25 protein-coding genes and 1 riboswitch are annotated in these 20,384 nt (G+C 69.9%); of the genes, 13 read left to right on the forward strand and 12 right to left on the reverse strand.

Annotated elements, in window-relative coordinates; translation table 11 throughout:
- Positions 1-9 precede the first annotated feature (9 nt).
- A complete protein-coding gene (locus ABD156_RS01390) occupies positions 10-213 on the forward strand; it encodes a hypothetical protein (protein ID WP_116200384.1) in 204 nt (67 codons plus the stop codon).
- On the opposite strand, the gene ABD156_RS01395 is transcribed toward ABD156_RS01390, so the two are convergent.
- Positions 210-1,217 (reverse strand): phosphatidylinositol-specific phospholipase C domain-containing protein, encoded by a 1,008-nt coding sequence (locus ABD156_RS01395; protein ID WP_377926692.1) that lies wholly within the window; start codon positions 1,215-1,217, stop codon positions 210-212. The genes ABD156_RS01390 and ABD156_RS01395 overlap by 4 nt on opposite strands.
- A gap of 112 nt (positions 1,218-1,329) precedes the next feature.
- Between ABD156_RS01395 and thiD the strand changes: the two genes are divergently transcribed.
- Positions 1,330-2,163, forward strand: coding sequence for a bifunctional hydroxymethylpyrimidine kinase/phosphomethylpyrimidine kinase (gene thiD, locus ABD156_RS01400; protein ID WP_344265019.1), 834 nt, complete (start codon positions 1,330-1,332; stop codon positions 2,161-2,163).
- On the opposite strand, the gene ABD156_RS01405 is transcribed toward thiD, so the two are convergent.
- Positions 2,160-2,591: a MarR family winged helix-turn-helix transcriptional regulator gene (locus tag ABD156_RS01405; protein ID WP_037718524.1), complete on the reverse strand. Its 432-nt coding sequence runs from the start codon at positions 2,589-2,591 to the stop codon at positions 2,160-2,162. The genes thiD and ABD156_RS01405 overlap by 4 nt on opposite strands.
- Before the next feature lie 143 nt (positions 2,592-2,734).
- Entirely contained in the window at positions 2,735-3,358 is a 624-nt protein-coding gene (locus ABD156_RS01410) for a TetR/AcrR family transcriptional regulator (RefSeq protein WP_344265028.1), read from the reverse strand.
- Between the two features lie 57 nt (positions 3,359-3,415).
- Here ABD156_RS01410 and ABD156_RS01415 point away from each other — a divergent pair, with 57 nt between their 5' ends.
- A complete protein-coding gene (locus ABD156_RS01415) occupies positions 3,416-4,357 on the forward strand; it encodes an NAD(P)-dependent alcohol dehydrogenase (protein WP_344265031.1) in 942 nt (313 codons plus the stop codon).
- On the opposite strand, the gene thiG is transcribed toward ABD156_RS01415, so the two are convergent.
- From thiG to thiO, 3 genes are all read right to left on the reverse strand, one after another.
- On the reverse strand, positions 4,354-5,106 hold the full coding sequence (gene thiG / locus ABD156_RS01420; protein ID WP_344265035.1) for a thiazole synthase: 753 nt from the start codon (positions 5,104-5,106) through the stop codon (positions 4,354-4,356). The two genes, ABD156_RS01415 and thiG, sit on opposite strands and share 4 nt — an antisense overlap.
- 2 nt (positions 5,107-5,108) lie before the next feature.
- Entirely contained in the window at positions 5,109-5,309 is a 201-nt protein-coding gene (gene thiS / locus ABD156_RS01425) for a sulfur carrier protein ThiS (protein ID WP_344265038.1), read from the reverse strand.
- Positions 5,309-6,397, reverse strand: a complete 1,089-nt coding sequence (thiO, locus tag ABD156_RS01430) for a glycine oxidase ThiO (protein WP_344265041.1) — start codon at positions 6,395-6,397, stop codon at positions 5,309-5,311. The genes thiS and thiO overlap by 1 nt, the downstream gene beginning before the upstream one ends.
- Positions 6,394-6,499, reverse strand: a riboswitch (TPP riboswitch). (Overlaps the previous gene by 4 nt.)
- A 30-nt stretch (positions 6,500-6,529) precedes the next feature.
- Here thiO and thiE point away from each other — a divergent pair.
- A complete protein-coding gene (thiE, locus tag ABD156_RS01435; protein WP_344265044.1) occupies positions 6,530-7,195 on the forward strand; it encodes a thiamine phosphate synthase in 666 nt (221 codons plus the stop codon).
- A gap of 79 nt (positions 7,196-7,274) precedes the next feature.
- Here the strand turns inward: thiE and ABD156_RS01440 are convergent, their stop codons facing one another.
- Positions 7,275-8,078, reverse strand: coding sequence for a hypothetical protein (locus ABD156_RS01440; protein ID WP_344265047.1), 804 nt, complete (start codon positions 8,076-8,078; stop codon positions 7,275-7,277).
- Between the two features lie 153 nt (positions 8,079-8,231).
- On the opposite strand from ABD156_RS01440, the gene ABD156_RS01445 reads away from it, so the two are divergent.
- Positions 8,232-9,176: a threonine ammonia-lyase gene (locus ABD156_RS01445; protein WP_344265050.1), complete on the forward strand. Its 945-nt coding sequence runs from the start codon at positions 8,232-8,234 to the stop codon at positions 9,174-9,176.
- Between the two features lie 136 nt (positions 9,177-9,312).
- Here the strand turns inward: ABD156_RS01445 and ABD156_RS01450 are convergent, their stop codons facing one another.
- Positions 9,313-9,993: an SDR family NAD(P)-dependent oxidoreductase gene (locus tag ABD156_RS01450; protein WP_344265053.1), complete on the reverse strand. Its 681-nt coding sequence runs from the start codon at positions 9,991-9,993 to the stop codon at positions 9,313-9,315.
- An 80-nt stretch (positions 9,994-10,073) separates the two neighbouring features.
- Here ABD156_RS01450 and ABD156_RS01455 point away from each other — a divergent pair, with 80 nt between their 5' ends.
- The gene (locus tag ABD156_RS01455) at positions 10,074-10,502 is read left to right on the forward strand and encodes a MarR family winged helix-turn-helix transcriptional regulator (RefSeq protein WP_344265056.1); all 429 of its coding nucleotides are present in this window, start codon (positions 10,074-10,076) and stop codon (positions 10,500-10,502) included.
- On the opposite strand, the gene ABD156_RS01460 is transcribed toward ABD156_RS01455, so the two are convergent.
- Genes ABD156_RS01460 through ABD156_RS01470 form a run of 3 tightly spaced genes read right to left on the reverse strand, consistent with a single transcriptional unit; the run spans position 10,479 to position 13,518 of the window.
- Complete coding sequence (locus ABD156_RS01460; RefSeq protein WP_344265059.1) at positions 10,479-11,246, reverse strand: NAD(P)-binding domain-containing protein; 768 nt, start codon at positions 11,244-11,246, stop codon at positions 10,479-10,481. The genes ABD156_RS01455 and ABD156_RS01460 overlap by 24 nt on opposite strands.
- 18 nt (positions 11,247-11,264) lie before the next feature.
- A complete protein-coding gene (locus ABD156_RS01465; RefSeq protein ID WP_344265062.1) occupies positions 11,265-12,764 on the reverse strand; it encodes an MFS transporter in 1,500 nt (499 codons plus the stop codon).
- A 4-nt stretch (positions 12,765-12,768) separates the two neighbouring features.
- The gene (locus tag ABD156_RS01470) at positions 12,769-13,518 is read right to left on the reverse strand and encodes a GntR family transcriptional regulator (RefSeq protein WP_009084055.1); all 750 of its coding nucleotides are present in this window, start codon (positions 13,516-13,518) and stop codon (positions 12,769-12,771) included.
- Between the two features lie 155 nt (positions 13,519-13,673).
- Here ABD156_RS01470 and ABD156_RS01475 point away from each other — a divergent pair, with 155 nt between their 5' ends.
- Both ABD156_RS01475 and ABD156_RS01480 read left to right on the forward strand, forming a co-directional pair.
- A complete protein-coding gene (locus ABD156_RS01475; RefSeq protein ID WP_344265067.1) occupies positions 13,674-14,717 on the forward strand; it encodes an SIS domain-containing protein in 1,044 nt (347 codons plus the stop codon).
- A complete protein-coding gene (locus tag ABD156_RS01480; protein WP_344265070.1) occupies positions 14,714-15,676 on the forward strand; it encodes an N-acetylglucosamine kinase in 963 nt (320 codons plus the stop codon). The genes ABD156_RS01475 and ABD156_RS01480 overlap by 4 nt, the downstream gene beginning before the upstream one ends.
- A gap of 90 nt (positions 15,677-15,766) precedes the next feature.
- On the opposite strand, the gene ABD156_RS01485 is transcribed toward ABD156_RS01480, so the two are convergent.
- Entirely contained in the window at positions 15,767-16,450 is a 684-nt protein-coding gene (locus ABD156_RS01485; RefSeq protein ID WP_344265073.1) for a DUF3159 domain-containing protein, read from the reverse strand.
- 276 nt (positions 16,451-16,726) lie between these two features.
- Here ABD156_RS01485 and ABD156_RS01490 point away from each other — a divergent pair, with 276 nt between their 5' ends.
- The 5 genes from ABD156_RS01490 to ABD156_RS01510 all read left to right on the forward strand — a co-directional run bounded on the left by ABD156_RS01490 (position 16,727) and on the right by ABD156_RS01510 (position 20,319).
- Entirely contained in the window at positions 16,727-17,563 is an 837-nt protein-coding gene (locus ABD156_RS01490) for an SGNH/GDSL hydrolase family protein (RefSeq protein WP_344265076.1), read from the forward strand.
- Between the two features lie 148 nt (positions 17,564-17,711).
- The gene (locus ABD156_RS01495; protein ID WP_344265079.1) at positions 17,712-18,443 is read left to right on the forward strand and encodes an OmpA family protein; all 732 of its coding nucleotides are present in this window, start codon (positions 17,712-17,714) and stop codon (positions 18,441-18,443) included.
- A gap of 6 nt (positions 18,444-18,449) precedes the next feature.
- On the forward strand, positions 18,450-18,890 hold the full coding sequence (locus ABD156_RS01500; RefSeq protein ID WP_344265082.1) for a LapA family protein: 441 nt from the start codon (positions 18,450-18,452) through the stop codon (positions 18,888-18,890).
- A gap of 71 nt (positions 18,891-18,961) precedes the next feature.
- Positions 18,962-19,438, forward strand: a complete 477-nt coding sequence (locus ABD156_RS01505) for a DUF6932 family protein (protein WP_344265085.1) — start codon at positions 18,962-18,964, stop codon at positions 19,436-19,438.
- Positions 19,435-20,319 (forward strand): hypothetical protein, encoded by an 885-nt coding sequence (locus ABD156_RS01510; RefSeq protein WP_067580198.1) that lies wholly within the window; start codon positions 19,435-19,437, stop codon positions 20,317-20,319. Before ABD156_RS01505 ends, ABD156_RS01510 begins: the two co-directional genes overlap by 4 nt.
- The last annotated feature ends 65 nt before the right edge of the window (positions 20,320-20,384 follow it).

The following is a 20,384-nucleotide window of genomic DNA, read 5'->3' on the forward strand; positions in this document are numbered from 1 at the left end:
ACTGGCCGGATGAGCGAGACACCGGAAGCGTTGTGGGCGAGGCTGCCGCTTGAGGTTCAGCACGAGGTCGACGGCCTGGTCACCGAACATCGCACCGCTTCGGCGGTCAAAACGATCCGCAAATCGGGCGTCACGCCGCGGCCGGGGATCGCCGAAGCGCAAGCGGTGTACCAATACCGGATGTCCGTGCTGAAACCGCCGCCTCGGTTCTAGCCGCGCGAATCCACCGTCGGCAGCACGGTCGTGAGGCCGGTCCAGTCGGACGTCACCACGGAGGCGTGCTGCTTGGCCAGCTCCGCCACGCGCTGAGTCGCCTGGTCGACGGTCGGGTTGTGGTCGTCGATCGCGGGCGCGACGTTCTGCCCGTCCGTCATGACCACGTAGTAGTGGTTTTCGTCGTACCAGGACATCCCGGCCTTCGCGAGCCATTCGCTGGCGTCCCCGTCGAAAACGACAAACCACGGTTTCTGCTCCGCGGAGTATTTGTCGCGCGGATCGCCGCCCGCGGCACCGTGCACGGTCGGGAAAATCTGCACCGAATTCAGCTTTCCGGCTGCCTTCTGGTCCAGCAGATAGCCGGCGTACTCGACGTCGGTGTGCAGCGTGTCGGTCGGGTTTCCCTCTTCGACCGTGCCCGGGATGATCTCGGTGAGCACCTTGCCCCGCAACGCGTCCAGCGTTGGCCAATTGTCCGCTTTGGACGCTTCATCGAGCGTGGCGTGGGTGCCGAGGAGATCGGCTGGCTTGAACACGGCGTCGCCGAGGTGGTCGCGGAAGGCGGCATCGAGCTGGGCCGGGCCGAGGCCGGTATTCGCCGAGAAGCCGGTCTTCATTTCGATCTTCAGCGTGAGCGGCGGGCGCCCGGGATGCGCGCCGAGCCAGATCCGGATGTCGTCCAGGCACGATTCGAGATCCTTGTTCGTCCCGCCGGAGTAAAGGTCCGCCGCCGAATGCGCGTCGACGCAATTGTTGCCGTTGCCCAGCGGATTGGAGTGGCTGACCTTCCACTCGTGGGTGAAGAAGTCCGGCCAGACGTCGAGTTCGAGCAGGGACGAGCCGTTGTCCAGCGCCTGCGCGAGGTACGGGTACGCGGCGGGATCGTAGGTGTTGTGCACGCCGACCGTGGTCACGTGGGAGAGCTTGGGGCTGTCCGCGCTGGCGACCCCCGGTACCGCCAGCGTGGACAGGAGCAGGAGACCGGCCGCGGCGAGCTTCACTGATGTCTCCTTCGTCACGGGGACCAGCACGAACACTTACTGTGCCATCGTGGTGGACTGTGAATGAAGCACAGTTGCCTCAATGGACCAGACCAGAAGTCGGAACGCGCACATGACTGAGAACCCGAGCCCGCCCTCCGCGCTCACCATCGCCGGATCCGATTCCGGCGGGGCCGCCGGGCTGCAGGCGGACCTGCGGACCTTCCTCGCCTGCGGGGTGCACGGCCTGGTCGCGGTCACCGCGGTCACCGTCCAGAACACGCTCGGCGTGCACGACCGCGCCGATCTGCCGCCGCACATCGTGGCCGGGCAGATCGAGGCGGTCGCCGAGGACATGGGCGTCGGCGCGGCGAAGACCGGCATGCTCGCGTCCGCGGAGATCATCCGCGCGGTCGCGACGGCCTGCGACAAAGCCGGGATCGGGCGCGACGGCTCGATTCCGTTCGTGGTCGACCCGGTGGCCGCGGCGATGACCGGCCAGTCGCTGTTCGACGACAACGGCCTCGCCGCGCTGCGCGACGAACTGCTGCCGCGCGCCACCGTGCTCACGCCGAACCTGGACGAGGTGCGGCTGCTCACCGGCATGACCGTGACCGACCGCGAAGGCATGCACACCGCGGCCGTCGTGCTGCACCAGCTCGGGCCGAAGTACGTGCTCGTGAAGAGCGGCCACCTGCAGTCCGACCCGGAGTGCGTCGACCTGCTCTTCGACGGCACGACGTTCGTGGAACTGCCCGGCCCGCGCTGGCAGACCCCGCACACGCACGGGGCTGGCGACACCATGGCGTCCGCGCTGACCGCTGGGCTGGCCAAGGGCATGCCGGTGATCGAAGCGGCGCGTTACGGCAAGTGGTTCGTGTCGCAGGCCGTCGAACACTCGTACCCGATGGGCGCCAAAGTCGGCCCCGTGTCGGCGTTCTGGCGGCTGGCCCCCGAAGAGCGCTAACCCTCGTCGGAGATCAAGGCCTCCAGCGCGGGCAGAGCGGCGATGATCGACTCCCGGGCTTCAGGCGTGAGGCGGTCGAGGCGGCGGTTGAGCTCCTGCACGCGGGTGGAGCGCACGCCGGAGACGAGGCGTTCGCCTTCCTCGGTGGCGCGGGCCAGCCAGGCGCGGCGGTCGACCGGGTCGGACTCGCGGGTGACGTAACCAGCCTCCACCAGCGTGGCCACGATCCGCGACATCGTGGCCGCGGCGACGCCTTCCTTCGCGGCGAGGTCGCCGAGGCGCAGCTCGCCGAAGTGCACGAGCGTGGCCAGCGCCGAGATCGACCCGTGTCCGGGCCCGGGCGCGCCGGCCTGGCGCAGCGAGCGGGAAAGCCGTCCCACCGCTAGATACAACCGGCCCGTTACGTCCTGGACCGAGGAAAGAGTCACGATCGGCTCCTTCTGACGCTGGTGCCCGCCGCTGGGTGCGCCGGAAAGGGTGCCGTCAACCATACGGCGTACCCGTGCACAATCCGCGTCAAGCGCGGGCGAAATCACCATTACCAGGCTATTTGTGCAGCTTGGCCGCCCATTCAGAGCACCGACCCGTCGAGCGGAAGCTCGGCGGGCGGCGGCAGCGGCGCGGCCGTCTCCGTGCGGAACGACTGCAGCAGATAACCGGCGAGCCGCCGCGACGCCGCCGGTGCCGCGGCTCCCGCGCCCGACCGCAGCCCGCCGTTCGCCAGCAAGATCAACGACAGGTCGGAAACCGCGAAGTCGGCCCGCAGCGCACCGGCTTCCTGCGCCCGGCGGATCAACTCGGTGAACCCCCGCAACGCGTGGTCCCGCAGCTCCGCGAAACGCGCCTGATCCGGCAGCGCGGTCACGATCGCGGCGGAGAAACCGTGGTTGCGTGCCTGCATCGCACACACTTCCTCGATCACCCGGCAAAACCCGCGCCACGGGTCGGGGTCGGCGAGCGCCTCGTCGAGCATCCCCGCGCATTCGGCCATCGGCTCGGCGAAGGCTTCGGCGACGAGATCGGCCTTGGTCGGGAAATGGCGGTACACCGTGGCCACGCCGAGCCCCGCGCGGCGCGCGAGTTCGCTCATCGACACGTCCAGGCCCTCGGTCTCGAAGGTGCGCTTCGCGATCTCGAGAATCTGCGCGCGATTGTGGGCGGCGTCGGTGCGCAACCGAGTCGGTTTTTCCAGCACTCTCTCACTTTACGCGAATCGGAAGACCCCTTCCACTTTCCGTGCTAGAAGTGGAACATGCCTTCCACTTCGATGCGAGCCATCACCTACGACCGCTACGGACCGCCGGAAGTCCTGCGCGAGACCACGGTCCCGACACCGGTGCCCGGTCCCGGCGAAGTCCTCGTCCGAGTGCGCGCGCTCTCGGTCAACGGCGGCGAACTCTCCATGCGGTCCGGGAAGCTGCTTCCGTTCAGCGGCAAGCGTTTTCCCAAGCGGATCGGAGTGGACCTCGTCGGCGAGGTGGTGGAACCCGGGACGAGCCGGTTCGCCGTCGGCGACCTCGTCTGGGGCGGCGGGCGGCGCATGGGCACTGCCGCCGAGTACTACGTGATGGCCGCGGATCGGCTGGACCACGTACCCGCCGGCCTCGACCCCGCGCAAGCCGCGTCGCTGGCCGTGGGCATCACCGCGATTACCGCGCTGCGCGACAAAGCCCATCTCAAGCCCGGCGAACGCCTGCTGATTCGCGGCGCGACCGGCGGGGTCGGTTTTGTGGCGACGCAGCTCGGAAAAGCGATGGGCGCACACGTGACCGGGCTGACGAGCGCCAAAAACCTGGAGCTGGCAAGGGAACTCGGGGCGGATGTCGCACTCGACTACCGCGATCCCGGCGACCTGGGGAAGTTCGACGTCATTCTCGACACCGTCGGCCGCGACCTCGACACGTTCCGGCGGCTGCTGACCCCGCGCGGGCGGATGGTCGCGATCGCGTTCGACCTCGACCGTCCGGCCCGCTCGGTCGGTTATGTCGCGGCGAACTCGCTACGCCCGAAGCGGTGGGTGCGCGGTTTCAGCGGGAACCCCAAGGCGGATCTGCTCGCTGATCTGAGCCGGTGGGTCAATGCCGGGTTGGTGCGGCCGTTGGTGGATCGGGTGTTTCCGCTGGCGGACATCGCCGAGGCACACCGCACGCTCGAAAACGGCGGTGTGCGCGGCAAAATCGTCGTCGAGGTCTAGCGAGGCGGACTGGACGCCTGCGCCCAAAACCGCTGCGGCACCCGTCCCGCGCCTCGCGCCAGATACCCCGCCTCCACGGCGCTCCGCATCGCCAACGCCATCCGTTCCGGATCCGCGGCCCGGGTCACCGCCGTCGACAGAAGCACCGCCGAGCAGCCGAGTTCCATGGCCAGCGTCGCGTCCGAAGCAGTACCGATCCCAGCGTCCAGCACGATCGGCACCGACGCGCGCGAGACGATCAGCTCGATGTTGTGCGGGTTCCGGATGCCCAGCCCGGTGCCGATCGGGGCGCCGAGCGGCATCACCGCGGCGCAGCCCGCCTCCTCGAGACGGAGGGCGAGCACCGGGTCGTCGTTGGTGTAGGCGAACACCGTGAATCCGTCCGCCACCAGGCGTTCGGCGGCTTCGAGCGTCTCCAGCGGATCGGGCAGCAGCGTCCGGTCGTCGGCGTGCACCTCGAGTTTGACCAGGTTCGTTTCCAGCGCCTCGCGGGCCAGCTGGGCGGTGAGCACGGCTTCGGCCGCCGTCCGGCAGCCCGCGGTGTTGGGCAGCAGCTCGATGTCCAAGCGCCGCAACAGCTCCAGCACTCCGGAGCCGCCCTCGGCGTCGGCTCGGCGCATCGCCACGGTGGTCAGCTGGGTGCCCGACGCGACCAGCGCGCGTTCCAGCACCTCGAGATTCGCCGCGCCACCGGTGCCGATGATCAATCGCGACGACAGCTTGTGTTCGCCGATGATCAGGTCGTCCATGCTCAACCTCCTTGAACCGCGGTCAGCACTTCGAGGTTCGCACCCTTCGGCACGACCGCTTCTTCCCATTCGCCACGCCGCACGACCTCGCCGTTGACCGCGACGGCCACGCCGCGGCGCTCCGCACCCAGCGCGTCCAGGACCGCGGAAACGGTGCTGTCGTCGGGAAACTCCCGCCACTCGCCGTTGACCTTGATCTCCATCAGACTCGCTCCTTCTCGACCAGCCGGGCAGGCGTCGCCGCGGCGACCTCCGGCGACGGGGCTTCGCCGGCCAGCCACGCGACCACGGCGTCCGCGGTCGCGGGTGCCATCAGCAAACCGTTGCGGTGATGTCCTGTCGCCGCGTACACGCCTTCGCTCACTTCGCCGATGTACGGCAAAGCGTCACGGCTAGCGGCACGCAGTCCAGCGGCGACCTCCACCAGCTCGTACTCCGTGATGCCAGGCAGAATCCGCTCCGCGTTCTCCAACAGCTCGCGTACGCCGCGCGCGGTGACAGCTTGGTCGAAACCCGCTTCGTACTGCGTCGCGCCAAGAACCAGTTCGCCGTCTTCTCGTGGTACCAGATAGATCGGCCGTCCCTCGACCATCGCGCGCACCGTGTACGGCGGAGGGGGCAGACAGCCCCGACGCGGACGCAGTCGCAGAATCTCGCCCTTCAGCGGGCGTACGGCGTGCTCCAGCAACGGATGCAGCTGGCCGGTCCACGCGCCGGCGGCAAGGATCACCGGGCCGGAGACTTCGGAGAGGCTCTTGAGCCGTTCACGACGGAACTCGACTCCACGCTTTGTAGCCGCTTCGCTCAGCGCTGTGAGCAGTTTCCGGTTGTCCACGGCTAAATCGCCCGGTACCCGCAGGCCGCTGCGAACCGCGCCAAGCCCCGGCGCGAGCCGCTTCGCCGCACGCCCGGTGAGCGTCTCGACGTCGCGGCCGAGCGAACGCAGGTACCCGGCGAGGATGTCGAGGTGCCCGGCGTCGGCGCTGTCGAACCCGACGACGATCGTGCCGTGCTCGGCCAGCCCGGGATCGGTTCCTTCGGCGGCTAACTCCCGCGCGAAACTTGGCCAGCGTCGCAGCGACGCTTCGCCCAGGCTGAGCACGGCTTCCTCGCCCGGCCACGCCTCGGTGACCGGGGCGAGCATCCCGCCGGCCAGCCAGGACGCGCCGCCGCGCACGGGATCCGGGTCGACGACCGTGACCCGCCATCCCTGGGCAGCCGCGCGCCAGGCCGCGGACAGCCCGATGACGCCGCCGCCGACGACAGTGACGGTTGTGGTGCTGGTGTTCACAGTGGAATCACGCTCCCTGCGCCGGCATGACCCGGATCAGGTTCCACGGTCGGAGCGGCAGCTCCCTCTCAGCCCGTGCCTCGGGCTCCCGTGCGGACTCCCACACCGTAGCGCGCGGGTAACGTCACCGCCATGCCTGCCTTGACCGGAGACCAAATTCGCACCCGTCTCGCCGACGCCCGGCTGTACTTGTGCACCGACGCGCGCACCTCGCGTGGGGACCTCGCCGAGTTCGCGGACGCCGCGTTGGCCGGTGGCGTCGACATCGTGCAGCTGCGGGACAAGACGGGCGGCTCGCCGCTGGAGGCCAAGCAGGAGATCGCCGCGCTGGAGGTGCTGGCGGAGGCCTGCGCACGGCATGGCGCACTGCTGTCGGTGAACGATCGAGCGGATGTGGCACTGGCGGTGGGGGCGGATGTGTTGCATTTGGGGCAGGACGACATCCCGGTCTCGCTGGCACGGCGCGTCCTGGGCGACGACGTGGTGATCGGCCGTTCCACCCATTCGGAGGAGCAGGCCGCGGCTGCGGCGGCAGAGACCGGCGTGGACTACTTCTGCACCGGCCCGTGCTGGCCCACCCCGACGAAACCCGGCCGGTTCGCGCCGGGGCTGGGCTTGGTCCGGTCTACCGCGGCTCTCGGGACGGAGCGGCCTTGGTTCGCGATCGGCGGGATCGACGAGGCCCGGTTGCCGGAGGTGCTGGACGCGGGGGCCTCACGAGTTGTGGTCGTCCGGGCGATCACCGAGGCGGAGGATCCCAAGGCCGCCGCGGAGGGGCTGAAGGCCCGGCTTTCGTAGCGGACTCAGGTGGGCCGTGAGGGGAACCCTGAGGGACTCAGAGTCCGTGAAGGTTCCCCTCACGGACCGCCGCGGGGAGTTACTCGCCCGCGTTTGACGGGACTGCGGGGGCGGTCGGCGTCTGGCTGGTCGCGGGGGCCTGTGAACTCGTGGGCGGGTTCGAGGACGTGGACGGCGGGCGCGTCTGCTGCGTCGGCTGCTGTGAGGACGGCGGAGCGCTCGGCGTCGTGGTCGGAGTGGACGTCGGGTTGTTCTGCTTCGACTCACCGGGCGGGGGTGTCTGCGGTGCGGTGCTCGGGGTGTTGTCCGGATGGTCATCCCGCTGCTGACTGGTATCCGGCTGCCGGGGAATCAACCCAGTGGACACGCTCCCCTTGGTCGTCCAATCCAGACCGAGCAAGACAACCAACGCGACAACGAACGCCACCACGCTAGAAGCGATGATCAACGGCCACCGCATCTTCCGCAGCTTCTCGCCCAGGCTGTCGGACTTCTCCGGTTCAGTCGGCTTCAGCTCGGACAACCGAACCGTAGGCATATTCGCCAAATCGGCGGGCAGATACACCGTCGGCGCCTCGCCAGGATTCGCCGACGCCACGTCGTCAACCGGCACCCGCACCGGAGCAAGCCCGGCCCGGCTGCGTCGTGCGGCCGTCTCCATGGCCTTCCGCGCGGCATCACGAGTCTTCTGCAGAGAACGCAGGTACAACTCGCCGCCGACCGTGCTGACCACGCTGGCCACTCCGGCGCCGATGACTGTCCCCGCGACCCCCAGCGTCGAACCCAGCAACGCGGCGGTGACCGCCGCCAGCGCCGCGGCGAGCACCGAGGTCGTCCGGAGTTTCTTCTTGTCCTCCGCGGTTTCCTTCTGCTCCTCGCTCATGATTCCGATCTGATCGTTCCCGGTCGTCGTCCCTGTTTCTTCAACGGTTAAGTCGCCTGAGACGCTCCCTTCGTTGCCTCGGCGTGAGGGACGCCACGTTGACTGTCCAAAATGGATAGACTAAAGCTCACACTTTCCTGACATACTCGCCTCATGCACCTCGTGACGATCTCCGACATCGAAGCCGCGGCCGAGCGGGTGAAGGGCACCGCGGTGCACACCCCGCTGCTGCGCCAGCTCTGGGTTCCCGGCGAATTCTGGGTGAAACCCGAGAGCCTGCAACCGATCGGCGCGTTCAAGATCCGCGGCGCGTACAACGCGATCGCCGCACTCACCGACACCGAACGGAAACGCGGCGTGGTCGCGTATTCGAGCGGCAACCACGCGCAAGCAGTCGCCTACGCCGCGCGCGAATTCGGGATTCCCGCGGTGATCGTGGTGCCAGACGTGACTCCGCGGCTGAAGGTCGAAGCCACTCTTCGCTGGGGTGCGGAAGTCCGCGAAGTGCCGATCGCGGAACGGGAATCGGCGGCGCTCGCGCTCGCCGATGAACGCGGTCTCACGCTGATCCCGCCGTTCGACCACCCGGACATCATCGCCGGGCAGGGCACCGTCGGCCTCGAGATCGCGGAAGACCTGCCGGACGTCGAGACCGTGCTGGTGCCGGTCAGCGGCGGCGGCTTCGCCTCCGGGGTCGGCACCGCGATCAAGGCGAAGTGCCCGAACGCGAAGGTTTACGGCGTCGAGCCGGAACTGGCCGGCGACACCGCGGCCAGTCTCGCCGCGGGCGAGATCGTGGACTGGCCCATCGCCGAACGCGCCCGCACCATCGCCGACGGCCTGCGCGCGCAACCGTCCGAGCTCACGTTCGCGCACCTGCGGCACGTCCTGGACGGCGTGATCACCGTGACCGAGGACGAAATCCGCGACACCGTCCGCGCGCTGGCCCGGCAAGGCCGCCTGGTCGCCGAGCCAAGCGGGGCCACCGCCCCGGCCGCGTACCTGCACCACGCGGACGAGCTCCCCGGCGGACGCACCGTCGCGGTCGTCTCCGGCGGGAACATCGACCCGGCGATGCTGGCCGAGCTGCTCGCGTAGACCGCGCCCCAATGCCACATTGGGTGCATCTGACGCACCCAATGTGGCGTTCGGTGCGTCCAGCGCACCCAAAGTGGCATTCGGTGCGTCCAGCGCACCCAAAGTGGCATTGGGGCGATTAACGGGACCGCAGCGGTCACCAGTTGACGGTCTGACCCTGGCGGTCCAGGTAGTGCAGCCCGCCCTTGCCCGTCCAAGCCTCGATCGTGTCGGCGACGCCGGGGATGCTCTCGTCGACAGTCAGCCGCGCACCCGGCCCGCCCAGGTCCGTCTTCACCCAGCCGGGCGCCAGGAGCAGCAGCGTGCGCGGGTCGTCGGCGTGCCGGGCGGCGAAGCTGCGCATGAGCTGGTTCAACGCGGACTTGCTCGCCCGGTAGACCTCGAAGCCGCCCTTGGTGTTGTCGGCGACGCTGCCCTGGCCTGACGACATCACGCCGATGGTGCCGGTCGCCGGGACCAGGTCCTGGAGGGTCTCGACGACGCGCATCGGGCTCAGCGCGTTGGTCACCATGACCTGGGCGAAGTCCTCGGTGGACACGTCGGCGAAGGTGGCCGACGGGTCGGTCGTGTAGTTGGTTCCGGCGTTGACGAACAGCAGGTCGAACGCCGATCCGGCCAGCCGTTCGCGCAGCGCCGCGACCTGTTCGGGCACCGCGATGTCGACGGTCTCCACCGTCAGCCCGGCCAGCTCGTGCAGCGCGGAGGGCGTGCGCTCGGTCGCGGTGACCTGCCAGCCGCGGCGGAGGAACTCGGTGGCCAGCGCGTAGCCCAGCCCCCGCGACGCCCCGATGATCAGCGCGTTCTTGCCTTCGGTCATGACCGCCTCCATAGCTATCATTTGATAGCTAAGCTACGCCGTCGAGGAGATACCTGTCAAAAGATAGCTATGCTGGCCGGGTGAAAGACGAACAGCTCTTCGAGCTCGCCGACCTGATCCTCGCGGTGGCCCGGCACATCAACGCCGCCAAGGAAGCCGACGCCGAGTCGGGGACGCCGCTGGAAGGCGCGGTGATGCGGTTCGTCGACCGGCACCCGGGAACCACGGTCAACGCCGCGGCCGAGGCCACCCAGATGATCTCCAGCAACGTCAGCCGGGCCGTCCGCGGCCTGGAGAACAAGGGCCTGCTGCGCCGGGAGTCCGACCCCGACGACGCCCGGCGCGTCCGCCTCTACCCCACCGAAAAGGCGGCGGAGAACCTGCAGCGGCTGCGCGACAGCTGGTCCGCACTCCTCGACGGCACGTTCACCGATGCCGAAGAGGCCAGCACCTTGATCACGGCGTTGCAGCGCATCGAGACCCGGCTAGTCGCCCGCTCCCGCGGCTGATCCGCGCAACCGGGCCAGCACCGCGTCCAGCCCCTGCCGCACTGTCTCGGGCACCCTTTCATCCCGAAGGTGCGTCAACAACTGCTCGTTGATCCCGCCCGGAGTCATATGCCGGGCAGTCAACTCCGCCAACGGCCCGCCACCGGCCAGTGACTTCCCGACCTGCGCGAAGATGTGCGTCACATACGCCGAAGCCACCTCAGCCTCGACCCCCTGCGCGCTCATCCACCCGGCGATAGTCGCCAGATAGTCCAGGTGCGCGGCGAACGTCGACGTAGCCGCGCTGAACGCTTCCAAGCCCGGTTCGTCGCGGGGCACCACCACCCCGCCCACGCGCTCGAACAACTCCCGCGCGACGCCGTCCTCCGGATACATCGCCGTCAGGCTCTGCCGCTGCGCTGCCTGCGGCAACGGAATCGACCGCACCACCCGCGAAGCCGGTGCGACCAAATCCCGCAACTGCTCCACCCGCACGCCGGCCACCGCGCTGATCACCACGTGCTCCGGCATGAAAGTCAGCTCAGCCACCACTTCCCGCAAGACCGGCGGCCGCACGGCCAGCACCACCGTGTCCGCCTGATCAAGCACTTCCTGGTTGCTCGCGCACACCCGCACGTCCGGATAGCGAGCAGCCAGCGCCGCGCTGATTTCCCGCGAGCGCGGCGACAACGCGACCGGCAAGCTCCCGTCGAGCCCGGTCACGATGGCAGCGGTCAGCTCACCGGCACCGACAAACCCCAGCACATTTCCCCCACCGAAAGATCAGCGACGCCCGCCTGGATGGACGTGCGTGGGCGGCCCTTCCACCCCGCAATGCAGACAATCCCCGGGATGCGGCGCGTCATCCGGCTCGACGGCGCCGAGCACCCCGTTGTGAATTCCCAACGCGATAAGCCCGCCGGCGATCGCGAGCACCGCGCAGATGACCAGCGCCGTCTGCCACCCGGCAGTCAGCGCGACCGGATCCCGATACGCCGAACCCGTCAAACCAGCCGCGGCGGGCAAAATCGCCACCGCCAGAAGTCCACCCGATCGGGCGATCGCATTGTTGACCCCGGACGCGACCCCGGCGTATCGGTCCGGCGCGGCGGCCAGCACCGTCGCGGTCACCGGAGCGACCACAGTGGCCAGTCCGAGCCCGAACACCGCCACCGCGGGCAGCACCGACCCGAGGTACGACGACCCCGGCCCGACCCGCGTCAGCAGCAGCATCCCGACGCCGACCACGATCGGCCCGACCACCAGCTGCAGCCGCGGCCCGATCCGCTGCGCGAGCGCCCCCGACCGGCCGGAAAGCAGCAGCATGATCACCGTGATCGGCAATCCGGCCAGCCCGGCGAGCGTCGGCGAATAACCCAGCGACACCTGAAGCTGCAGAACCAGCAGCATCATCACGCCGCCGAGCGCCGCGTAGACCACGAACGTCAGCGCGTTCGACAGCGTGAACGTCCGGTCGCGAAACAACGAGGGCGGCACCAGCGGTTCGGCAGCACGGTGCTGGAGCCAAAGAAACAACCCCAGCCCGGCGACACCGACCACCAACGCGACCAGCACGACCGGATCGCCGATCCCGCGCACCGGAGCCTCGACCAGCGCCCCGGTGACCCCGGCCAGCCCGAGCGCGCCGACCGCCGCGGCGACGTAGTCCGGATGCCCGGTCGCCGCGGTGTCGCGCGACTCCGGCACGAACCGCCGCGCCATCAGCACGACGACCACCGCGAGCGGCAGGTTGATCAGGAACGCCAGCCGCCACGACCACGCCTGCACCAGCAGTCCGCCGAGCAACGGCCCGACCGCCGCCGCGATCCCGCCGAGCCCGGACCACGAGCCGATCGCGCGGGCCCGGTCCTCGTGCGAGAACGACGACTGCAGGATCGCGAGCGAACCCGGCGTCAGCAACGCCCCGCCGATTCCCTGCAGCACGCGGAACAGCACGAGCAGCTCGGTCGACGTCGCCGCCGCGCACAGCCCGGACGCGAGCCCGAACCACACCACGCCGACCAGGTACACGCGCCGCCTGCCGTAGCGGTCGCCGAGCGACCCGGCGACCAGGATCAGCGCGGCGAGCGCCAGCAGGTAGCCGTCGAGAATCCACTGCAGACCGGCGACCGACGCGCCGAGTTCCTCGCCGATCCGGGGCAGCGCGACGTTCACGATGGTGCCGTCGAGCATCGCCATCCCCGAACCGAGGATGGTCGTCCAGAGCACGCCGCGAGCCGCGGGCGTGCCCCAGCGGATGCCAGTGTCCCCCGCGATGCTCACGCGGTCAGGGAAGCAGCGTGGTGACGAACTTGTACCGGTCGCCGCGATAGACCGCGCGGGCGAACTCGACCGGCTTGCCGTCGGTGGCGAACGAATGCCGGGTCAGCATCATCACCGGCATGCCGACGTCCGCGCCGAGGATCTCCGCTTCCTGCGGCCCGGCCAGCGACGTCTCGATGGTCTCCTCCGCGCGCTCCAGCTCGACGCCGTAATGCTCGCGCAGCACCGCGTACAGCGAACCGCCCGCGGTGATGTGCTTGCGCAGCCCGCGGAACCGGCCGAGCGGCAGGTGCGTGGTCTCGAGCGCCATCGGCTGGCCGTCGGCGAGCCGGAGCCGGCGCAGCCGCAGGATCTTCGCGCCGTTGCGCAGCTGCAGCAGCTTCGTCATCTCGCCCTCGACCGGCAGCTCTTCGAGCTCCAGCAGCTGGGACGACGGCTTCAGGCCCTGCTTGCGCATGTCCTCGGTATAAGAGGACAGCTGCAGCCGCTGCGCGAGCTTCGGCTCGGCGGCGAACGTGCCCTTGCCCTGGACGCGGTGCAGTCTGCCCTCGGCGGTGAGATCCGCCAGCGCCTGGCGCACGGTGGTGCGCGAAACGGTGAATTCTCCCGCCAGCGCCCGCTCGGTCGGGATCGGCGATCCCGGCGGCAGTGCGTCGAGCAGGTCCAGCAGATGCTGCTTCAGCGCCCAGTACTTGGGTTCGCGCTGCCCTCGCGCAGCAGTCCCCGCCTCGCTCGCGGGGGGTGTCTCCAGCATGCCCGGCTCCCTCAGTCTTCCCACATTAAACGCGCCACTGCCCCGTGAGGAAACGTACCCTTCTCCCGACCCGCTCCGCCCGGCTAGCATTGGTCTAGACCTGACCGGACGCCGCTCAGCACACCGGGACCCCCGTCCCGGCGGAGAGGAAAGTGATGACCCAACTACGTCCCGGCGAGCACATGGCCGCGGAAATCTCGGAGCAGCCCAGCGTTCTCGCCGGGCTGGTCGAGCGGCGGTCCGGCATCGCAGAAGTCGCGGAAAAGATTTCACAGAACCCGCCGAGGTTCGCCCTGCTCGCCGCTCGCGGTTCGAGCGACCACGGCGCGCTGTACGCGAAATACCTGATCGAGGTACTCCTGGGCCTTCCGGCGGGGCTCGTGTCGCCGTCCACCGCGACGCTTTACGGCGCTCGCCCGGACCTGCGCGACGTGCTCTTCATCACGGTCAGCCAGAGCGGCGGTTCGCCCGACCTGATCGAGGTCACCGAGGCCGCCCGCCGTCAGGGCGCGCTGACCGTGTCGGTCACCAACACCCCGGATTCGCCGCTGCGCGCGGCTTCGGAACTGGGTGTCGACATCGGCGCCGGCCTCGAAAAGGCGGTGGCGGCGACCAAGACGTACTCCGCGACGCTGATGGCGCTGTACCTCTTCATCGACGCGATCCGCGGCGGCAAGGGAGAGGACGCCGACAAGATCGGCGAGCTGGCCCAGCAGACTCTCGACGGTTCCGTCGAAGGCGTGCAGCGCGCGGTGGACCGATATCGCTTTGTCGACCGCGTACTCACCACCGGCCGCGGCTACTCCTACGCCAGCGCGCTCGAAGCTTCGCTGAAGCTGGCCGAGACGAGCTACCTCGCGGCCCGCGCGTACAGCGGCGCGGACCTGCTGCACGGTCCGGTCGCGGCGGTCGACGGCGAGACCGCCGTGCTCGCCGCCACCAGCCTCGGCCGCGGCGGCGAAGCCATGCGCGAGGTTCTCGAAGCGGTCGGCGAGCGCGGCGCGGACGTGCTCGCGGTCGGTTCGGCGGCCCAGGACGTGCCCGCCGCGCTGCGCATCCCGGTCGCCCCGACCGTCGAGGAATTGGCTCCAGTGCTGGAAATCCTGCCGATCCAGCGGATCGCGCTCGGGCTGTCGCTCGCTCGCGGGGGCAACCCGGACAACCCGCGCGGTCTGCTGAAGGTGACCAAGACCCGGTGAGTCTCGTAGTAGGCGTGGACGCCGGCGGCACCTCGACGCGAGCGATCGCGATCGACGCCGCCGGCGTCGTGCACGGCACCGCGGCGGCGGGCGGCGCGAACCCCAACGCGCATCCGCCCGCGGAGGCGGCGGCCCGGATCGCCGGAGCCATCGAATCCGCTTTGGACGGACGGACCGACGTGCTCGGCGTCGTGGTCGGCATGGCGGGCGAGAGCAAGCTGTCCGACCCGGCGGTCGCGGCGGAGTTCACCGCGGCGTGGGAGCGCATCGGACTGGGCGGCCTCGTCCGCGTCACGGGCGACGCCGAGGTGGCTTACGCCTCCGCGACGGCCGAGCCGGACGGGACTGTGCTCGTCGCGGGCACCGGCTCGATCGCCGGGCGCATCCGCGGCCGCCGGATGGTCGCGACCGCGGGCGGTCACGGCTGGTTGCTCGGCGATGAAGGCTCCGGGTTCTGGCTCGGCCGCGAAGCCGTGCGCGCCACGCTCGCCGCGCTCGAAGGCGACGGCCCGCTCGGCGGATTGGCCGAGGCGGTCCTCGCCGAAGCGTTCGGACCGTCCGCAGTGGACTTGTCGGACCGCTTCGCCGTCATGTGGGAGCTGGTGACCCATTCCAACGCGGAACCCCCGGTCCGGCTCGCCCGGTACGCGCCGCTGGTGAGTGCCGCGGCGGTCGCGGGCGAGCCCGTCGCGGAGGAAATCGTCGCGCGCGGCGCCCGGCATCTCGTGCGCGTGGCTCGCGCCACGCGCGAGCCGGGAGAAAAAACTCCGATCGTGCTCGTGGGCAGCGTGCTGGCCGAAAACAGCCCGGCGGGGGCTCGCGTGCGGGCCGAATTCGCCGGCCTCACCGTTCTGACCAGCTCCGATGGCGTGCTCGGCGCGGCGTGGCTCGCGGCGGTGGGCGCGTGGGGCGAGGACACCCCGCGACCATCCCGACGGGTGAATGCCACCAAAACTTGAGCGGAAGAGTCGAAACCGTCGACTCAACCCCTCCGGTCCGGGTACCGTAGGAACCGGCCCCCGGACCCTCCCCCCTCGCCGGGGGCCGCCTTAACTTCCGGGTCCGTTTTCGGACTCGCCCGCACCCGGGTCTTTCGCCAGGCGAAGGCCCGGGTGTTCTGCTGGGAGGCTCCGGTAAAGGACCCAGCCGCTCACCGCCACGGTCGCCGCCACCAGCGGCCAGGACAGCACAGTGCGCGCCACTCCGAGCGCCACCACCTGCCCGGTCCACCACAACAGGCCGTAAACGACCACGCGCAGCAAGTACTGCAGCACCCACACGCCGCTCGCCCACGAGTACGCGCGCAGCAGGGCCGGATCGCGCCGCCAGCGGGTCTTCTGCCCGAGGAGCAGTCCCACGATCACGCCGAGCAACGGCCAGCGCACCGCGATGCTCGCCGCGAACAGCAGCGCGCTCGCCGCGTTCGAGAACAGCTGCAGCAGAAAGAAATCCTCGGCCCGGCCGGTGTGCATCGCGATCAGCGCGGCGATCACCACCGCGGCGAGGCTCACCACCACCGCGCGCGCCTTGTCGCCGCGGATCAGCCGGTACGCGCCCAGCAGCACGGCGACGCCGATCGCGACCCCGGCTCCCCAGGCGATCGACTGGCCGGAGCAGAGCCAGCCGACGACGAACGCGGCGGGCGGGATGCTGGCGTCGATCGCGCCGCGCCGCCCGCCGAGGATCTGCGTGAGCGACTCCCGCGCCGGCCCCTTCGCAGTCTCGTCTGTCACACCTTCCAGACTGCCGCAACTCGCCGCGGACCCCCAGGTCGGGAGACCTACCCCACACGGCGCCTGGTATCGCCCCGATCGTGAGGTTCGTCCCGGTGAAAATGCCGTAATAGGGAGGCGCAATACCCCGACAAGGTAAGAGACTGTGACATCGCCGCGAACCAGTCGTGTCCGGCGGGAAGGATATGGGGATATCCGACTGTTAGTTGGGGTGTACAACTACATCCGGGACTTCACGGGGAACAGGCGCGCACCAGCGGGAAAGGGGAACCCAGCGTGTACGGGATCAACAGCTACGTAGCCATCGGGGACAGCTTCACCGAAGGCCTCAACGACCATCGGGGCGACGGGACGTTCCGGGGCTGGGCCGACCGGCTCGCCGAGATGCTGGCCGGCGGGGAGCCCGGTTTCCAGTACGCGAACCTGTCGCTGCGCGGCAAGATGCTCGACGAGATCATGGACGAGCAGGTCCCGATCGCCCTTGAGCTGAAGCCCGACCTGGTCACGCTGTGCGCGGGCGGCAACGACGTGATCGTGCCGGGCGCGGACGTCGACGCCATCGCGGCGCGCTTCGAAGCGGGGGTGGCGAAGCTGCGCGCGGCCGGGATCCCGGTGGTGATCTTCAACGGGCCGGACACCAAGCAGCTGTCGGTGATGAGCGTGCTGCGCGGCAAGGTCGCGATCTACAACACGCATCTGTGGGCGATCGCGGCCCGGCACGACGCGAAGATGGTCGACATGTGGCACATGGAGCCGCTGCACGACCGGCGTGCCTGGAGCGACGACCGGCTGCACTTCACGCCGGACGCGCACCGCCGGATCGCGCTGCTCACCGCCGAGGTGCTCGGCGTCCCGGTGGACGAGGACTGGCGCGAGCCGTACCCGGCGAGCAGCGAGCCCGCCACCTGGATGACGTCGCGGCGCTCCGACCTCGCGTGGACCAAGATGCACCTGCTGCCGTGGATCCGCCGCCAGCTGCGCGGCGAGTCCATGGGCGACGGTCTGTCGCCGAAGCGGCCGGAGCTGGCTCCGCTTGTCCCGAACGACCCGGCGGGTCTCGATCTCGACGTGCGGGGCAACCTCGACCTGCGGGGCAACGCGACCGCCTCCTGACCGCCGTTCCCTCGACCGTGCCGGTACCGGTAACCACCGGTACCGGCACGCTCGCGAGAGCCACCCGAACGGCGGCCTTTACCAGGTCGCCAAGCCGAGCGGCCCGGCATAGGGTCCCTTTATGTCCGGTGCACGAGGGTGGCTTCGCTTGATCCCCGTCGCAGTGGTGGTCACGGCGCTGCTCGCGGGCATCGTCACTTGGCTGCAGGGCAGCGGAATCCAGGACGACCTCGCCGCGCGATCACGCTCCGCGCTCGACGCGGCCGGTCTCCGCGGCGGCGACGTGAAGTTCTCCGGACGGCAGGCGACCCTCGAAGGGTTCCCGGCCGAGGACGCCGGTCGCGCGCTCGGCATCGTGCAGGGCGTCGACGGGGTCGAGTCGGCGCAGGCCTCCGGCGGCGCCGGGCCGGCACAATCCGCGCCGTCGCCCTCGCCCGAGCCGTCGACGGCGCCGCCGGCCAGCCCGCCGCCGAGTTCGTCCGCCCCGCCGTCCGCGCCGCCGACCGACCGCGACGGAATCCAGGCCGAACTGGACCGCAAACTCGCTGCCGCGCCGATCACTTTCGATCCGGACACCGCGCAGCTCACCGATCAAGGCGAGCAGGCCGCGCGCGACCTCGCGCCGTTGCTGCGCGACGCACCGGACAACTTCCGCTACCGCCTCGTCGGCCGGGTCGCCGACGGTCCGGGCGGGCGCAGCGCGGCGCTGAAGCTTTCCCGCAACCGAGCGCTGGCCGTGATCCGGTTGCTGATCCGCGAGGACGTGCCGCCCGACCGATTGCTCGCGGTGGGCAGCACCACAAGCGCGGGCGGCCCGAGCGGTACGGGCAGCGGGGACGACAGCGACCGGCGGGTCGAGATCACAGTGGAACAGAGGTGATGGCGGATGCTCTGGCTCTTCGGGCAGATCTGGCTGTGGCTGCTCGTCTCGTTCCTGCTCGGGGCGGCGGTCATGTGGCTGTTCACGCGCGCGTCCCGGCCGAAGGCCGACGCTGAGGCCGAGCCGTACCGGCCCGCCGTCGCGCCGGCGGAGACACCGGCCGAGGAGACCCGGCACATCCCGCCGGCGAACCCGTACGAGGACTACGAGGAACCGGCGTACCCGCACTACGACGACCAGCCTGAGCGGGTCTACAACGACTATCCGGACGTCGACCCGGACGAGCCGTACAACGGGCAGCACGCGACGCACGACCCGGCCGGGCATCCGCTGCCCGATCCCGAGCCGCGGCTGTCCGGCGAACTGAGCTGGCCCGAGGACGACCAGCGGAGTCCGCACTGGCCGCACGACGAACCCGCGCCCCGCCGACCTGGACGCAGTGGCTGACACCCACCTGGTAGATTCGGCTACGCACGGTAAGCGGGCGCCGAGGGCCCCGGACGACGTCAGGAGGTCCGATGGCGCTTCCGCACTGGACGCCACAGAACCTGCTGCCGCCCGGCCGCCACCACGCCGACCTCGCCGACGTCTACGAGCGGCTGGTCTACGACGCGCCGCACCAGAATGAGCGCGAGATCCTCTTCAGCGCGCTCAACAGCTACCTCGGGGTCGCCCAGCGGGTGATCACGTCCGGGCGGGCCTGGCTCGGCGGCGCGTTCGTCACCCGCACGGCGCATCCGCCGCGCGGGCTCGACGTGGTGCTGCTGCCCGACGAATGGGGCGCGCTGAAGCGGCTCGACGACAGCGGCCGCACCGCGCTGTACGGCCTGCTGACCCTGCGCGGCATCATCGTCGGCCAGCCCGCGATGTACCTCGACCAGATCCAGCCCGTCGGCGGCATGCTCGACGGCTTCCTGTGCCGTCCCGGAGACGAGGACGTGTGGGAATCGGTGTGGGCCGAAGGCGGCAGAGGCGTCCCGGAGATGGTGTGGTGAGGAACGAGTTCCGGCGGATCGCCGACGAGATTCCCGGCGGCACGTGGCTCGACGACCTCGCGCGCGCCTCGGCGATGGCGGCGAACGCGAAGTTCGAGCGCACCTGCCGCGCGCCGCTGCTGCACGTGTCGGTGATCGGCGAAACGCACATCGACGCGTACACCTTTTCCGACATCAGCCGGGCGCTGCAGGACGCGACGGCGAAGATCGGCCACATCATCCGCAATCCGTCGAATGAGGTCACCTTCGTTCAGCAGGCGGACCGCGACAAGGCCCCGTTGATCCAAAAAGGGCAGGCGGGCAACGCGATCTTCTTCGGTTTCCCGGAACCGGCGGTCGACGACGCGCTGATCCACGACGGCATCGAAACGCTGTCCGAGCGCGCGGTGAAGGAACTCTGCGATTTCCTGCCCGCCAACGGTTCCGACGACGGTGCGCTCGACGCGGTGCTGCTGCAGCGCGACACGGTGCGCAACGCGGTCAGCGACGTCGTCAACGCGGTCAGCAAGCACGCTGGCATCGGAATGGCGCTCACGCCCACCGCGGGCGAGCAGGTGACCCGGAGCATGACCACCGAGCAGGCCCGGGTGCTGCAGGGCAGCCTGCGCGAATCGCGCGAAGCGGTCGGCTACGAGACAGTGACCGGACGCCTCGACGGCGTGCGCACCCGGCGTCGGATTTTCTATCTGGAACGGGAATCCGGCGGAACCATTCAGGGCGCGGTCGCCCCGGATCTGCTCGACCAGATCAAGGAAAATCTCGATCGCCCGGTGACCGCGCGGTTGCGCGTGGTGCGCACGACGACCATCGACGGACGGCGCGGCAGGCCGGTGCACGAACTTCTCGAGATCACTCCGGAAGTCAGCCTTTTCGATCAGTGAATGGCGCGCGGGGACGACCGCGTCGCCAGGTCAGGGCCGTGGGGTAAGCGCTCGGTCGCTCTTCG

The sequence above is a fragment of the Amycolatopsis albidoflavus genome, from assembly GCF_039525725.1.
GTDB classification, from domain to species: domain Bacteria; phylum Actinomycetota; class Actinomycetes; order Mycobacteriales; family Pseudonocardiaceae; genus Amycolatopsis; species Amycolatopsis albidoflava.

Excerpts from the sequence above, each read along its gene's own strand:
- ABD156_RS01390 (WP_116200384.1), top strand. The coding sequence starts at position 10 with ATGAGCGAGACACCGGAAGCGTTGTGGGCGAGGCTGCCGCTTGAGGTT.
- thiD (WP_344265019.1), top strand. The coding sequence starts at position 1,330 with ATGACTGAGAACCCGAGCCCGCCCTCCGCGCTCACCATCGCCGGATCC.
- ABD156_RS01415 (WP_344265031.1), top strand. The coding sequence starts at position 3,416 with ATGCCTTCCACTTCGATGCGAGCCATCACCTACGACCGCTACGGACCG.
- thiG (WP_344265035.1), bottom strand. The coding sequence starts at position 5,106 with ATGGACGACCTGATCATCGGCGAACACAAGCTGTCGTCGCGATTGATC.
- thiS (WP_344265038.1), bottom strand. The coding sequence starts at position 5,309 with ATGGAGATCAAGGTCAACGGCGAGTGGCGGGAGTTTCCCGACGACAGC.
- thiE (WP_344265044.1), top strand. The coding sequence starts at position 6,530 with ATGCCTGCCTTGACCGGAGACCAAATTCGCACCCGTCTCGCCGACGCC.
- ABD156_RS01440 (WP_344265047.1), bottom strand. The coding sequence starts at position 8,078 with ATGAGCGAGGAGCAGAAGGAAACCGCGGAGGACAAGAAGAAACTCCGG.
- ABD156_RS01445 (WP_344265050.1), top strand. The coding sequence starts at position 8,232 with ATGCACCTCGTGACGATCTCCGACATCGAAGCCGCGGCCGAGCGGGTG.
- ABD156_RS01450 (WP_344265053.1), bottom strand. The coding sequence starts at position 9,993 with ATGACCGAAGGCAAGAACGCGCTGATCATCGGGGCGTCGCGGGGGCTG.
- ABD156_RS01470 (WP_009084055.1), bottom strand. The coding sequence starts at position 13,518 with ATGCTGGAGACACCCCCCGCGAGCGAGGCGGGGACTGCTGCGCGAGGG.
- ABD156_RS01475 (WP_344265067.1), top strand. The coding sequence starts at position 13,674 with ATGACCCAACTACGTCCCGGCGAGCACATGGCCGCGGAAATCTCGGAG.
- ABD156_RS01500 (WP_344265082.1), top strand. The coding sequence starts at position 18,450 with ATGCTCTGGCTCTTCGGGCAGATCTGGCTGTGGCTGCTCGTCTCGTTC.
- ABD156_RS01505 (WP_344265085.1), top strand. The coding sequence starts at position 18,962 with ATGGCGCTTCCGCACTGGACGCCACAGAACCTGCTGCCGCCCGGCCGC.